This window comes from Bacteroides xylanisolvens XB1A (genome assembly GCF_000210075.1).
Taxonomy (GTDB): domain Bacteria; phylum Bacteroidota; class Bacteroidia; order Bacteroidales; family Bacteroidaceae; genus Bacteroides; species Bacteroides xylanisolvens.
This window is the reverse complement of sequence record NC_021017.1, coordinates 4,452,241-4,465,749: the sequence shown is the minus strand read 5'-3', so window position 1 is coordinate 4,465,749 and position 13,509 is coordinate 4,452,241. Positions and strand designations below refer to the sequence as shown.

At 42.5% G+C, this 13,509-nt stretch carries 12 protein-coding genes; 7 read left to right on the top strand and 5 right to left on the bottom strand.

What is annotated here, in order from left to right; translation table 11 throughout:
- Genes BXY_RS17050 through BXY_RS17040 form a run of 3 tightly spaced genes read right to left on the bottom strand, consistent with a single transcriptional unit; the run spans window position 1 to window position 4,521 of the window.
- On the bottom strand, window positions 1-1,365 hold the full coding sequence (locus tag BXY_RS17050; RefSeq protein WP_134993232.1) for a BACON domain-containing protein: 1,365 nt from the start codon (window positions 1,363-1,365) through the stop codon (window positions 1-3).
- A gap of 31 nt (window positions 1,366-1,396) precedes the next feature.
- Window positions 1,397-3,187, bottom strand: a complete 1,791-nt coding sequence (locus BXY_RS17045; protein ID WP_015532506.1) for a sodium:solute symporter family protein — start codon at window positions 3,185-3,187, stop codon at window positions 1,397-1,399.
- 14 nt (window positions 3,188-3,201) lie between these two features.
- Window positions 3,202-4,521 (bottom strand): FAD-dependent oxidoreductase, encoded by a 1,320-nt coding sequence (locus tag BXY_RS17040; protein ID WP_004313408.1) that lies wholly within the window; start codon window positions 4,519-4,521, stop codon window positions 3,202-3,204.
- Window positions 4,522-4,851: 330 nt separating this feature from the next.
- Here BXY_RS17040 and BXY_RS17035 point away from each other — a divergent pair, with 330 nt between their 5' ends.
- Entirely contained in the window at window positions 4,852-5,874 is a 1,023-nt protein-coding gene (locus BXY_RS17035) for a LacI family DNA-binding transcriptional regulator (RefSeq protein WP_004313409.1), read from the top strand.
- 147 nt (window positions 5,875-6,021) lie between these two features.
- On the opposite strand, the gene BXY_RS17030 is transcribed toward BXY_RS17035, so the two are convergent.
- A complete protein-coding gene (locus BXY_RS17030) occupies window positions 6,022-6,225 on the bottom strand; it encodes a hypothetical protein (RefSeq protein ID WP_032811806.1) in 204 nt (67 codons plus the stop codon).
- Window positions 6,226-6,682: 457 nt separating this feature from the next.
- On the opposite strand from BXY_RS17030, the gene BXY_RS17025 reads away from it, so the two are divergent.
- The 4 genes from BXY_RS17025 (at window position 6,683) to BXY_RS17010 (ending at window position 9,757) form a co-directional block, all read left to right on the top strand.
- Window positions 6,683-6,976, top strand: a complete 294-nt coding sequence (locus tag BXY_RS17025) for a hypothetical protein (RefSeq protein ID WP_004313411.1) — start codon at window positions 6,683-6,685, stop codon at window positions 6,974-6,976.
- An 11-nt stretch (window positions 6,977-6,987) separates the two neighbouring features.
- Window positions 6,988-7,278: a cell division protein ZapA gene (locus BXY_RS17020; RefSeq protein WP_004304741.1), complete on the top strand. Its 291-nt coding sequence runs from the start codon at window positions 6,988-6,990 to the stop codon at window positions 7,276-7,278.
- Window positions 7,279-7,401: 123 nt separating this feature from the next.
- Window positions 7,402-8,937 (top strand): ribonuclease Y, encoded by a 1,536-nt coding sequence (gene rny, locus BXY_RS17015; RefSeq protein WP_004313412.1) that lies wholly within the window; start codon window positions 7,402-7,404, stop codon window positions 8,935-8,937.
- A gap of 64 nt (window positions 8,938-9,001) precedes the next feature.
- Window positions 9,002-9,757, top strand: a complete 756-nt coding sequence (locus BXY_RS17010; RefSeq protein ID WP_004313413.1) for a copper homeostasis protein CutC — start codon at window positions 9,002-9,004, stop codon at window positions 9,755-9,757.
- A gap of 102 nt (window positions 9,758-9,859) precedes the next feature.
- Here BXY_RS17010 and BXY_RS17005 read toward each other — a convergent pair whose 3' ends face one another.
- On the bottom strand, window positions 9,860-12,586 hold the full coding sequence (locus BXY_RS17005) for a transglutaminase domain-containing protein (RefSeq protein ID WP_015532505.1): 2,727 nt from the start codon (window positions 12,584-12,586) through the stop codon (window positions 9,860-9,862).
- 324 nt (window positions 12,587-12,910) lie between these two features.
- Here BXY_RS17005 and BXY_RS17000 point away from each other — a divergent pair, with 324 nt between their 5' ends.
- Window positions 12,911-13,048 carry a hypothetical protein gene (locus BXY_RS17000; RefSeq protein ID WP_004301914.1) on the top strand — a complete coding sequence of 46 codons (138 nt, stop codon included), beginning with the start codon at window positions 12,911-12,913 and terminating at the stop codon, window positions 13,046-13,048.
- Window positions 13,049-13,141: 93 nt separating this feature from the next.
- Window positions 13,142-13,509: C1 family peptidase (locus BXY_RS16995; protein ID WP_316927960.1), on the top strand; the 368-nt coding region annotated here is incomplete at its 3' end.

Below are 13,509 nucleotides of genomic sequence, written 5' to 3'. Positions count from 1 at the left end.
TTATTCTACGATTTCAAGCAATACATGTTGGTTATACTCTTTGATTGCCGCACCTGTTTCAGGATTACTCGGATGTTGCGCTGAAAAACGTGTCTGGCCGCTTGCATGTGTCCAGTCGATATACTTTCCAGCGAATTTGGCGCCATTAAGACATAAACGACCTGCCTGTCCGAATCTTAACACAATCTCATCCATATCCTTAGTCGTGGTAAATACTCCTTCGGCAGGGATATATGCGCCATTGTTACTGCTATCGAGCAACATTCCCGCAAAGTTGTAGGTAATAGTCACCGAGTAATTGATAGGTGCACCCGACAGTGTCTCTGTCGCACTTTCCTGAAGAGTCGAAGTCGGAAGAGCCGGTTTCCATTCTTCTCCATCCTTGAATTCGATCATCCAGTAGTTGGAACACATCGTTCCTAATTTGGTCACAAAATAGAAGTGTATCTTGGTACCGGCAGGAATGGTCGTACCTTTCATATCCCCATAGACATACCAATAATCACCCGGAATAGCTCCTGATACATACGGGTCACCATTAGCACCCACGGCACGGCTGCATACGACTTTCTGCTCTACATAACCTGTCCGGTCACATGCCCAATACTCAATCTTACCACTTCCGGCACTCGGAGCAATATACTTGCCATTGGTTCCCGGGAATACCGATTGTGCCTCATCATCAGCAAATGTTCCACTTGTGTTGGCAGTTAAACTCTTCAAGTCCCAATCAGCCAAAATGCCCGAGAAAGCATCTTGTACAAGAGTATAGGTATAGTCTGTATCATCCTGGATGGTTACCGTTACTTTAATTGTCCGTTTGGCAAATGTCTTGTTCTCCGGGAAAGTAAGTTTAATATCACATTCGCCTACCCCATTTGCAGGAGAAACGGTCACATCCGCATCTGTACACACAGCCTTCCACTCCTTATCGCCAAAGACTTTGAACGAAGATTCTGTTGTAGTTGCGTCAATCGATTCGGTGATAGGACTGATACCTTTCGGAACAATCATCTTTTGGGTAATAACCAGCTTTAGAGGAGTTACATCATCGCCAATGAAACGAATGGCACCGACACGTGAACTAGTCGACGAATTTTCAGAGACTTTGATTGTAAATTTAGTAATCTCACCTTGTGTCTCATGCGAATCAACAACTGCCCAATGGCTATCGCTTCCATCGGTCTGACAATCGTTATTGACTCTGTAATAGACATTAGATGAAAGGTCAACAGTGAAAAGTCCACCTTCTGCTTCTACATCAAGTGTCTTTGTCGCGAGTGTCATATACGGATCATCCGAGTTATGACAAGATGCAAAAAGCACAAGCGACACACTTGCAAACAATAACATCTTTAGATTCATTTGATTAGTATTTAGGGTTATTAATAATTGACTAGCTAGACATTTTCAGACGTCTTGCATATATAATTCTGTATATCACATAAGCAAGTATCATGGCAATCATCAGTATGATACTTCCTATCACAATTCCTTTGACCGCAAGGGTCTTCGGATCGCCGGCAATAAGCAGACCAATCAGTAAGAGCGCAACGACACCAATGGTAATACAGAAGCAGTTAACAGCCAAATGTGAATAGATTAATACCGCTTTCTTCTCCTTTAATGTCGGTTCACGATCGGCTTCAGGATCAGTATATTCACAAATGGCTTGATAACCATTGTCTTCATACTTTTTACGTGCCGACCAAACTTCCATAATTGCAAGGATAAGTACAGGAAGTACACAACCGGCAACTGACTCTATAAGGCTTGGACTAATAACGGAGGCGGGAATTATGACGCGAGCCATAATACCAACGAGCCAGGTAAGAATCATTGCAGAAATAAGTTGGTTGCCTGTCAGCCGCTTCGAGAACAGTCCCCATATCGACGGAATATATAAAGGACACATCACCATAGTAAGAAGGGTTACTACCACCTTTTCGGCACCTCCGGCAAACGGGATGAGCATTGACAAAGCGATAATCACAAGTCCAAAGACAAATGTGAAGAGACGTCCTACCTTGATACGCTTTTTCTCATCTGCCTGACGGTTTTTCTCTTTGTGTCCCCAAATATCATAAGTATATACATTGGCATATACATTCAAAATGCCCGAAACATTACTCAATGTAGCCGATAGCATCGCTGCCAACATCATACCGACCATTCCTTTCATAAGCACGAGTTTGCTCATATTCACATAAGCGTGTTCGCCGTTGAAAGTCATTGTGGTTGCATCCAAATCAAGCGCAAGTCCGGGTTCCATCACACGATAAATCATGGTAGGAAGATACCAGATAAGAGGAGTGACGAGATAAAGAATTCCGATTAAATAAGTACTCTTTTTTGCGTCTCTTGTAGTAGGCACGCTTATGTATCGCTGTACAAACGGCCAGTCACCGCCAATCATAGACACATTGAGAAATATCCACAGTAAAAGCCACCCCCATGTATAGGTCGGAGATGTGCCCGAGAAGAATCCCGGTATCTCACTGGCCTTATCGATAAATGCACTTACGCCTCCTACCGCGTTAAATGAAAGAGGTATCATAAATACAACCACGGCCAGAAGTACTCCGAACTGAATTACATCAGTCATTAGTACCGCAAGAAATCCTCCGGCAATGGTGTATCCAAGAGCGATGGCACCAAGGATAAGAAGCGCCCACCAAATACTTAGATAACCCATCGGTGAATCGCCCATCATACCCGTACTTGCAAAAATACTGCCACCATCGACTTTGATTAATGCACACATCACAACCGCTACCGCATACAGAGACACTGCCGTATGTACCGCACGGGCTATAATTCCTGAAATCGTGTAAAAACTTACCGTGCGATGTCCGAACCGGATGGTAAGGAACTCCCCCGGCGATTTGATACGTAGCTCCCGCCATTTGCCCGAGATCCATTTACCGACAATAAACGATGCTACGCCAAGACAAAGTGCAACAACTACCGCAACAAGTCCCGATTTATAAGCAACGCCTCCCCAAACGACAAAGGTACTTGCCGAGAAGATAGTCATGTAGGAAGAGACTCCCGACAGCCACCACGAAGAATTTCGCCCGGCAATAAACATATCTTCGGAGTTTTTAATTTTCCGGGACATCACAACACTCACGGCAATCAGTCCGAGAAAGTAGAGTAAAATAATAATATAATCTAACTGTTCCATATTCTGGTTCTTCTTTATATAATTGCTCCAAGTTTCTTCAATTCCTCTATGAGATTGTGAATATCAGCCTTTTGTACGGTCACACCTGCCTTTATACATTGTGCGGCTGCTACTCCTGCGGCTTGTCCTACCCCCATACAACTTGCCTGAACGCGAAGTGACGCAAAGGAAGTCTTATCAGCACTAATACAGCGTCCCGCTACGAGCAGATTCGGGAAATCTTCAGCTATAAGAGCACGATAAGGTACATACGCCGCTTTTTTAAGGAAAGTTACGCTCTGTTCCGCACCTGCTGCCACATGGATATCTATAGGATGTGCGCCGCGTGATATGCTATCAGGATATTTATAAGCATTCACATATTCTTCTGCTGTAATGGTATGTACACCTTTGATACGACGTGTCTCACGAATACCGGCATGTACGGCGACGGTCGTCACATAACTGTTTTTAAACTCTTCAAAGTTCTCTTTAAAGATTCGTGCTATTTTAAATACGTCTTCCCGTAAGCGACATTCCGCTGCGGTAAAATTTCTATTATCGATGGCATTTCCTGCAGTACGGGTCATATTAACCGTTACTTCGCCCGGACGAAGAGTGGTGCAAAACCAAGGACCTCCGAATTCGGGGATGCCAAGCTTCTCTTTCATTGCTAGAAGTTTCTCACGAACTGCAATGCAATGACAATTCTGCCCTTGTTTATTATGGTGCATGGCATCGATTATCATGGGCGAATCTGTATCCACACCGCCTAATATAAAATAGGTGGAAAGAGGTTGCAGCGGTTTACAATCATCTGTTTGCATCGGAACACCCGCCATAGCGGCAAGGTCACCATCCCCAGTGCAGTCGATATACATATCGGCACTTATGGCCTCTGTCCCATTCTTATTCTCAAAGAGGATACAGGATATTTTGCCGTCTTTTGCCTGGCAACCGCTTAAGTAAGAGTGCATATACATATCCACGCCGGCTTCCAGCATCATTTGCTGGCATAAAAGTTTGTAAAGCTCCGGATCAAAAGCTACATTGCCAAGAGGTTTCTCAATGATACAGCCTCCCATCTTCTCCAGCCGTTCGATAAATTCCCATGGAATACCGCCTATCACCTTTTCATTATTATAGGTGAAAACACTCAAAGGAGTAACAAGCCCCATTGTAGCCATTCCACCTAAAAAACCATATTGTTCCACAACAGCAGTTTTCGCACCACTGCGAGCAGCCGCAATGGCCGCAATGAAACCAGCTGGTCCGCCACCGCAGACAACTACATCGTAGTTGCCCACAATTGGAACCCGTTTCGAAATTTCTATACTTCGTACTTTCTTGTCCATGACCGTTTTTTATCCTTTAATTATTACCAATTCAAATAGATGGTAAACTTTGATGTGCTTTCGACCGCACTTATAAGAAAAGAGGTGTGTTTTCATAGTTCTTTTTCTTTAGTTCGACATCATGTTGATGTAGCAAAGATAAAGAACAAGAGCTTGAAAAAAAGTTTTTTCCTAACTCTTTTGCCTGCAAACGATTGCGGGAACGTTCCCAAAATCTGCAAACGTTACAAAAGCATTACACAAAGGCAAATGGGATTCGTATTTTACTCCAATATTAGGATTTATTGTTTGAAATCAATATCTTTGCTTTGATTTAAACAATCATTCAGCATGAAGTATATAACCATAAAAGACATCGCTCGACATTTGTCAATATCCGTCTCCACTGTATCTCGTGCATTGGGAGATGACAAGAATATCCGTAAAGAAACGAAAGAAAAGGTGATAGAAGCAGCTAAAAGATTGGGATATAGACCAAACCCTGTAGCAATCAACCTTAAATACGGACATACCAATACCGTGGGGGTGATCGTTCCTGAAATGGTTACGCCGTTTGCTTCACGAGTAATAAACGGCATACAAGAAGTGCTTCACACCAAAAATATAAAGGTGATTATTGCAGAGTCGGGAGGAGATCCGGAAAAAGAAAAAGAGAACCTGCAACTGATGGAAGGATTCATGGTGGATGGCATCATCATCTGTCTTTGCAGTTATAAAAGGAATAAGGAGGAATATGCTCGTTTACAGCAAGCGGGAATGCCTATGGTGTTCTATGATCGTATTCCCTATGGACTTGAAGTTCCGCAAGTAATAGTGGACGATTATATGAAGTCATTCTTTCTCGTAGAAAGTCTGATCCGAAGCGGACGCAAACAGATTGTTCATATACAGGGACCGGACGATATTTACAACTCCATAGAACGTGTCAGAGGATACAAAGACGCTTTGGCTAAATTCGGGATTCCTTTTGATAAGAATAATATGCTGATAAAAACCGGTATGACTTTTGAAGAAGGGAAAAAAGCAGCGGATATATTAGTGGAAAGAAATATTCCTTTCAATGCTATTTTCGCTTTTACGGAAACATTGGCTATTGGAGCTATGAACAGATTGAGGGAACTTGGAAAAAAAATACCCGAAGAAATCGCCGTAGCCAGTTTTTCAGGAACTGAACTTTCCAACATAGTCTATCCCAAATTGACTACAGTAGAACCGCCTTTGTACCAGATGGGGAAAAAAGCTGCCGAACTTATTTTAGAGAAAATCAAAGATCCGGCATCTCCCAATCATTCAATCGTGTTGGATGCGGAAATCAAAATGCGTGCATCGACGCCACGTTTGGAGGTATATTAATGACTTATCTACCAGATATTATATCTTAATACTTTCCTGAAAAACATACCGAAGTTACAAAAGTTTGCTGAATAGTAATCTTTTACGATACCAACAAAAAAGAAGAATTCAGATTTATATAGTTTTGAATCATTCAATGCTCTTTCTCTATAATACGTCCAATTCTTCCAGCTCCTTCACTTTTCTTCTGTATGGCCGATAAACAAGCAGTTTGTAGGTGAATAGCCGCCCCTTCACCTGCTCTTCATCGTGAATCAAATCAAATTGCAGCCTCCAGATTCCACCATTGAGTAAAATTAGTAAAGCTATTTCGTAATTAGTTTCAACCTTGTTTGAAACTAAAAGTTTCAAGGCGGGAAACACTTTGTTTCAAGTAGCGAAACGAAGTGTTTCTCGGTGTGAAACAGATTGTTTCAAGCCTTGAAACTATTTTTGAAACTACTCGCTACAGGTGAAGAGATGGTGAAATTGTTACTCTTCACCCGCAAACTCCTTATTCATCGAAGAGACAGAGAAAAGGTGAAAGAAGAAATAGAAAGATTGAAAATAAATACCCAGTAGAAAAATTTAATCGATTTTGTAATGATTCAGAATCGTACAAAAATGAATGACAATTCATTTTCAATTACTAATTCGCATTAATTTAAAATATACCATAATATTATAAGCAGGCTGTATTTGCTTCCTATGCAATACTCTACTTTCCCCTCCGTTCATAGCTAATTTAGGCTAAAAAGAACATTTTCTCCCGAAAAGTTTTTGTAATATCAGAGTTAATCGTATTTTTGTGTACAATTTTGGTGTAGTGATGACAGAAGAAGAAAAAAAGTTATTGAATTCCTTTGAAACGCAACTACGGCATTTGATTTATTTGCACGATGAACTTAAGCGTGAAAATGCCGAGTTGAAGAAGCTTCTCGAAAATGAAAAGCTGAAAAACGAGAAGGTACAAGCTCAATACGATGAATTGGAAGTCAGCTATACAAACCTAAAAACAGCTACGGCAATCAGCCTTAACGGCAGCGACGTAAAAGAGACGAAGCTGCGATTGTCAAAATTAGTGCGTGAAGTCGATAAATGCATCGCTTTGTTGAATGAATAAGAAGAAGATGTATGAACGATAAAATAAAGATAAACCTGCAGATAGCAGACTCAAACTACCCGTTAACCATCAACCGCGAGGAAGAACAAATGGTACGGGAAGCCGCCAAGCAGGTAAATATCAGGCTTAATAAGTATCGGGAAGTCTATAAAAATCTGGAACCCGAAAAAATTATTGCCATGGTAGCCTATCAGTTCTCGTTAGAGAGACTGCAATTGATGCAACGTAATGATACCAGCCCCTATGTGGAGAAGGTAAAAGAACTGACAGAATTGCTGGAGGATTATTTTAAGGAAGAATAAATCCCGACTGGCTATTCGCTGATAAGAGATAAAACAACCACGCACTGCACAATATCCAAGCAAAAATAATTGCTTTGATATTTGGCGGTGCGTTTTTATTTATATACTTAAATTAAATGTAGAATGATAGCAATAATAGCAACAGCAATTGCTTGCTTCATCGTAGGAGGAGTCCTTTCATATATACTATTCCGGTATGTACTGAAATCCAAATACGATAATGTCCTGAAAGAAGCGGAGACGGAAGCGGAAGTAATTAAGAAAAACAAGCTGCTGGAAGTGAAGGAGAAATTCCTGAATAAGAAAGCAGACCTTGAAAAGGAGGTAGCATTGCGGAATCAGAAGATTCAGCAAGCGGAAAACAAGTTGAAGCAACGTGAAATGGTACTTAGCCAGCGTCAGGAAGAAATCCAACGTAAAAAGATGGAAGCCGAAGCGGTAAAAGAGAATCTGGAAGCGCAACTTGTGATTGTTGACAAGAAAAAAGAAGAACTCGATAAACTGCAACAGCAGGAAATCGATAAACTGGAAGCAATCTCCGGATTGTCTGCCGAAGAGGCCAAAGAACGCCTGGTAGAATCACTGAAAGAAGAAGCTAAAACGCAGGCACAATCATTCATCAACGACATTATGGATGATGCTAAATTAACTGCCAGCAAAGAAGCCAAACGTATCGTTATCCAGTCTATCCAACGGGTGGCTACGGAAACTGCCATTGAAAACTCTGTTACAGTATTCCATATCGAATCGGATGAAATCAAGGGACGTATTATCGGACGTGAAGGACGTAATATCCGTGCTCTGGAAGCTGCTACCGGTGTTGAAATCGTTGTAGACGATACTCCGGAAGCAATCGTTCTTTCTGCCTTCGACCCGGTTCGCCGTGAAATTGCCCGTTTGGCCCTGCATCAGCTTGTGACTGACGGACGTATCCATCCGGCCCGTATCGAAGAGGTGGTAGCTAAAGTACGCAAACAGGTGGAAGAAGAAATTATCGAAACGGGTAAACGTACGACCATCGACTTGGGTATCCACGGTCTGCATCCTGAATTGATCCGTATCATCGGTAAGATGAAATATCGTTCTTCATACGGTCAGAACTTGTTGCAGCATGCACGCGAAACAGCCAATCTTTGTGCTGTGATGGCATCAGAACTGGGACTGAACCCGAAGAAAGCAAAACGTGCAGGTTTGCTGCATGATATTGGTAAAGTGCCTGATGAAGAACCAGAATTGCCACACGCATTGCTGGGTATGAAACTTGCCGAGAAATACAAAGAAAAACCGGATATCTGCAACGCTATCGGTGCTCACCATGACGAAACAGAAATGACCAGTCTGCTGGCTCCTATCGTACAAGTATGTGATGCCATCTCCGGTGCACGTCCGGGCGCACGCCGCGAAATCGTAGAGGCTTATATCAAGCGTCTGAACGATCTCGAACAGCTGGCAATGGCTTATCCGGGTGTAACAAAGACGTATGCTATCCAGGCAGGACGCGAACTCCGCGTTATCGTTGGTGCAGATAAGATTGACGACAAGCAGACAGAAAGCCTGTCAGGTGAAATCGCCAAGAAGATCCAGGATGAAATGACTTACCCGGGACAAGTGAAGATTACCGTCATCCGTGAAACACGTGCGGTAAGTTTCGCTAAATAACGTAACGATTCAAAAGAAGATTCATATAAGGGCGAAGAAATTCGCCCTTTTTTAATACACGACTATGGGAAAGTATCAATTTGAGATTTGTACCAATTCAGTGGAAAGTTGCCTGGCCGCACAGAAAGGTGGTGCAGACCGTGTGGAACTGTGTGCCGGAATACCGGAAGGTGGAACAACGCCCTCCTATGGTGAGATCGCCATCGCAAGGGAAGTACTGACTCATACCCGCCTGCACGTTATTATCCGGCCTCGTGGAGGAGATTTTCTGTATTCGGATATCGAAATCCGGACAATGCTGAAAGATATTGAAATTGCACGGAAATTAGGGGCAGACGGAGTGGTATTCGGTTGCCTGACAGCAGAGGGTGAAGTAGACTTGCCAGCAATGCAGAAACTAATGGAAGCTGCTCAAGGGCTATCTGTGACTTTTCACCGGGCATTTGATGTATGCCGTAACCCGCAGAGAGCATTGGAACAGATCATCAAACTGGGATGTAACCGTATTCTGACTTCCGGCCAGCAACCTACGGCTGAACAGGGAATCCCCCTTTTAAAAGAGTTACAGAAACAGGCTGCCGGAAGAATCACATTACTCGCCGGATGCGGAGTAAATGAAAATAATATCGCACGCATTGCCGCAGAAACCGGAATCAACGAGTTTCATTTCTCGGCACGTGAAAGTATTCAGAGCGAAATGATATTCAAAAATGAAGCCATCTCCATGGGAGGTACGGTACACATCAATGAATACGAACGGAATGTGACTTCCGTGCGAAGAGTGAAAGAGACGATCGAAACTTTACACAAAAGAATATAGGTGACTGTTTATCTCCACTATATAATAAGAAATGATAATCATTCTTTTCCGAAAAAACGCATTAAGGGCAAGAATTAACGATTATTGTATACCTCCTCTTTTCTATAACCCATGTACAACTTTCATCAATTGCTCACCCAAACCGATTGTATATCCTTGAGAAACAAAAACTACCCTATTAAATGTATCTGCAATAATAAATACCGGCAGAATAGAATTGTTCAAATTCATAGCCTGCACTATTTCTTTGCGGATGCTGTCATCGACATCAATACCGTAGGTGATGGTAGACGGAAGTCCTTTAAATTCGTCGGCATTAAATTTCTTGTATTGTTCTTCCGAAGGGAAAAGAAAGACCATCTTACGCCCCCATTGTTCGAAGTCATTGCCCAAAGCGGCTATATCTCTTAGCGCATGATTGGTAGGTTCCTGCCCTACTCCAAGCACAGCTACTACAAAATAGCCACGTCCACAGGTTTGCAGGATACTCCGCTGTTCAGTGCTGTCAACCGGACGATAGGTCGCTTCCGAATTAAAATTGCCGATCACTTGCACCTGATCTTTGCTTTCACGCATCACAAGGTCAACGGTGGTTGTCTTACCGGGTTCTATAGTAAAAAATGTACTGTTGGAAAGCACCGCGCCACTTGCCAACCGAGTTCCGGTCACCATCATATAATAGCCTTCATCAAGCTCTCTCCCATATTTTAATAAATTACGCCAGGTAGTTCCATCCCCCATATCCGTCTCTCCTTCGTCATAATTAAGCAACTGGAATGTGCCGTTTTTAAACTTGGAAAGAGTGAAATGCGAATAATATTTAGGATCTTCCACAGAACGGATAGGCGTGTAAGTCGCTTGTAACACTCCCTTTCGAGACTGTGCAGCTTCTGCCGTATCGAAGTTGACATCTTCCTTTGCAAATTCTTCATTTAGAATCTGCACCTTTCCGGTCACTTCATCAATCCAGGCAGCGGACGCCCATCCCATGCTCCGGTAAGCTGCCACAAAAAATATATCACGCGACTTTTCATCAGCCACCCGTGCTTTCCATACTCCCATCGGAGAGATAGGAATCTGTTGAGAATTCAGTTCATTATTGATTTTAATCTCTTTTCTGCACCATTCTATTAATACTTTGGGATCACGTTTCATGCTATCGGGCACAGACTGGTACACTGTTTTTTCAATGGCTTCACGAAGTTCCTTTTTATAAGGAGTCAACATCTCATTAGCTATACGAGGAGGATTGAGGTACATTCTTTTAAATAAATCAGTCTCTATCTTCTCCCAATCCGAGATATTAGTCAGCAGATGATCATTCAATACATCTAGAGTTACATCGCGGAGATCTTTAGCCGAAAGACTCTCTAATATCCATATAGCCCGTATTTCTTCCCATGAAACAGCGTCTTTCTCTTTTCGGATAGGCGAAAGGAAGTCTTTCAAGGTTTGGTGGTTTCCTCGCGAAGCAACCAGGAAGTTTACTAATTTTTCTTTCTTTTCCGATTGTAAGGTATTTCCATATAGTTTATCTATCCACTCTTTGGCCTGTTTTTCCGTCATCATTGTTGCTACATACGCATTGCGGATTGAATCTTCCTGCGCCATCCGCCGATCATTTTCCGCCCGTTGTTCGGGAGTGTCTTCGGGAATATTCGCTCCTTCCACCGGAGGTACAAGATCCATTGGCAAGGAATAGGCTTCACCTTCTTTCCTATTTAAAGAGAGTTGCAATGCATCATCTTTTCCAAATGAGATTTTGGCATAACCAAATTGTCCGTTGCGGGATGCCCAAACCAACATATCTCCTTTACCGGCAGTCAGGCTGGCTTTCCCCTCTGCATCTGTATATTTCGTGGCTACTGTATAGAACTCCGCATAATTGTATATCTTAAATTCGACTTTGGCATCTGCTACCGGTTGACCTTCGGCATCCGTCACCGTTACGATAGCTTTAGCAGTAGGGGCATAATTATCAATCACATTGATTTCCGTATAATTCGGTGTCTCAAGCATAATCTCTTCCGGACCGTTGTAACGTCCGAAAACCTTAGTATGCATCAACATTCCCCGACTGGCAGGGGAATTAAACCATCCCAGGTTCAAAACCGGTTCCGGTTCACAAGCTCCAAAGAAGTACCAATGTCCATCCGCCCATGCTTCCACCCAAGCATGATTGTCATCCGTATGCGCCCAGCGGGGCGTATACACTTGCCGTGCCGGAATACCGACTGCCCGGAGCGCAGCCACCGTAAATGTAGACTCTTCGCCACAACGTCCATACGCTGTTTTGACAGATGCCAATGGTGAGCTGGTGCGCGCATCACTCGGACGATAGACCACTTTCTCGTGACACCAGTGGTTCACTTCCAATATCGCGTCTTTCATCGGCAGTCCCTTCACCCTGTCTTTTAGTTCACCATAAAACACACGACGGGAATCATCCAAATTCTCGTTATTCACCCGGAGCGGCAGAACAAAATGACGGAACACTTCATCGGGAATCTCTTTACCCCAAGGCATCTCGTCACGTGTCTGCTTCGACAGCCGGACATTCTCCAAGTAATAATCTCCCGGATAATCCGTCACGTCCCCTATCGGCATATAAGCGTAGAGAAACATCAATGCTTCGCGCTCGTAGACTGACAAAATAGAATCGGCAAAGATCGCAAATAAATCTCCATGAGGAAGTGCCTGTTTTTTCTGCTCAAAGTCTTGAGCTACTTGATTCCGGTAGGATTCTTCTTTGAGGAAGTGAGCATTGTTACAAGCAAACAGTACAATCGACAAAATCAGGACGCACAAAAGATGGGTGAATGTTTTCATATAAGTGTTTGGTTTATTCTATTAATAAGGTTGCTGACTGACAAAAATAGAAGAATATTTTCTGAATACCTAGATAAGTACATAAAAATGTGATAGATAAGAATAATATTGTCATTGATGGGAAAATCCGGGAATTTTGTAACAGGTTTGTAATATAGACCGTGTTCGAACCCTTATAAAAAGAAAATTCAAAAGAAAAAGAAGATTTTTATGTTTTACAGCATATAATTCGAAAACAATTTGTATCTTTGCAGTGTTATTAGAGAAAACAAGATGTAAAACCGCTCTTCAAAACGTGGAGGGCAAAAAAAGAGGAAACAAATTATGAAAAAGAATGCAAATGAAAAAATTATGATGTTACAGTACCGTATTAAACGCTATCAAGCAATGGGAAATGGTGCCATGTGCCAAACATTAAACGGTAAACTTCAAAAACTGCTGTCACAGCAGGTTGCCATGTAAATAAACACACTAATTATAATAAATAGAGCGAGGAACTTTCGAGTATCTTCGCTTTTTTTATACATTTGCAGAAGAAAGATAATAAAACACATTATGAAAAAGCTATTTATGTCGGTTGCGCTCCTCTTATTGGTCGTAACCTCTTTTGCACAAACACCCGGTTATGAGTTCACAACCGTTGTATCTCACCAAGCAACGCCTGTTAAAGATCAGGGTTCCACAGGAACCTGCTGGTGCTTTGCCACCGCTTCTTTCATGGAGTCGGAACTGCTCCGAATGGGAAAAGGAGAATATGATCTCTCGGAAATGTTTATCGTTCGCCAAAAGTACATGAATCAGATGGAAGACAATTATCTCCGTCGTGGTAAAGGAAGTATCGGTGAAGGAAGTTTGGCACACACTTTCAAAAACGCTTATAAGAAAGCGGGAATCGTTCCTGAAGAAGTGTACACCGGATTGCT

Bases quoted from the DNA above. Each gene is read 5' to 3' on its own strand.
- BXY_RS17005 (WP_015532505.1), bottom strand. From the start codon at position 12,586: ATGAAAACATTCACCCATCTTTTGTGCGTCCTGATTTTGTCGATTGTA.
- rny (WP_004313412.1), top strand. From the start codon at position 7,402: ATGATAGCAATAATAGCAACAGCAATTGCTTGCTTCATCGTAGGAGGA.
- BXY_RS17020 (WP_004304741.1), top strand. From the start codon at position 6,988: ATGAACGATAAAATAAAGATAAACCTGCAGATAGCAGACTCAAACTAC.
- BXY_RS17045 (WP_015532506.1), bottom strand. From the start codon at position 3,187: ATGGAACAGTTAGATTATATTATTATTTTACTCTACTTTCTCGGACTG.
- BXY_RS17035 (WP_004313409.1), top strand. From the start codon at position 4,852: ATGAAGTATATAACCATAAAAGACATCGCTCGACATTTGTCAATATCC.
- BXY_RS17000 (WP_004301914.1), top strand. From the start codon at position 12,911: ATGAAAAAGAATGCAAATGAAAAAATTATGATGTTACAGTACCGTATT.
- BXY_RS17010 (WP_004313413.1), top strand. From the start codon at position 9,002: ATGGGAAAGTATCAATTTGAGATTTGTACCAATTCAGTGGAAAGTTGC.
- BXY_RS17040 (WP_004313408.1), bottom strand. From the start codon at position 4,521: ATGGACAAGAAAGTACGAAGTATAGAAATTTCGAAACGGGTTCCAATT.
- BXY_RS17025 (WP_004313411.1), top strand. From the start codon at position 6,683: ATGACAGAAGAAGAAAAAAAGTTATTGAATTCCTTTGAAACGCAACTA.
- BXY_RS17050 (WP_134993232.1), bottom strand. From the start codon at position 1,365: ATGAATCTAAAGATGTTATTGTTTGCAAGTGTGTCGCTTGTGCTTTTT.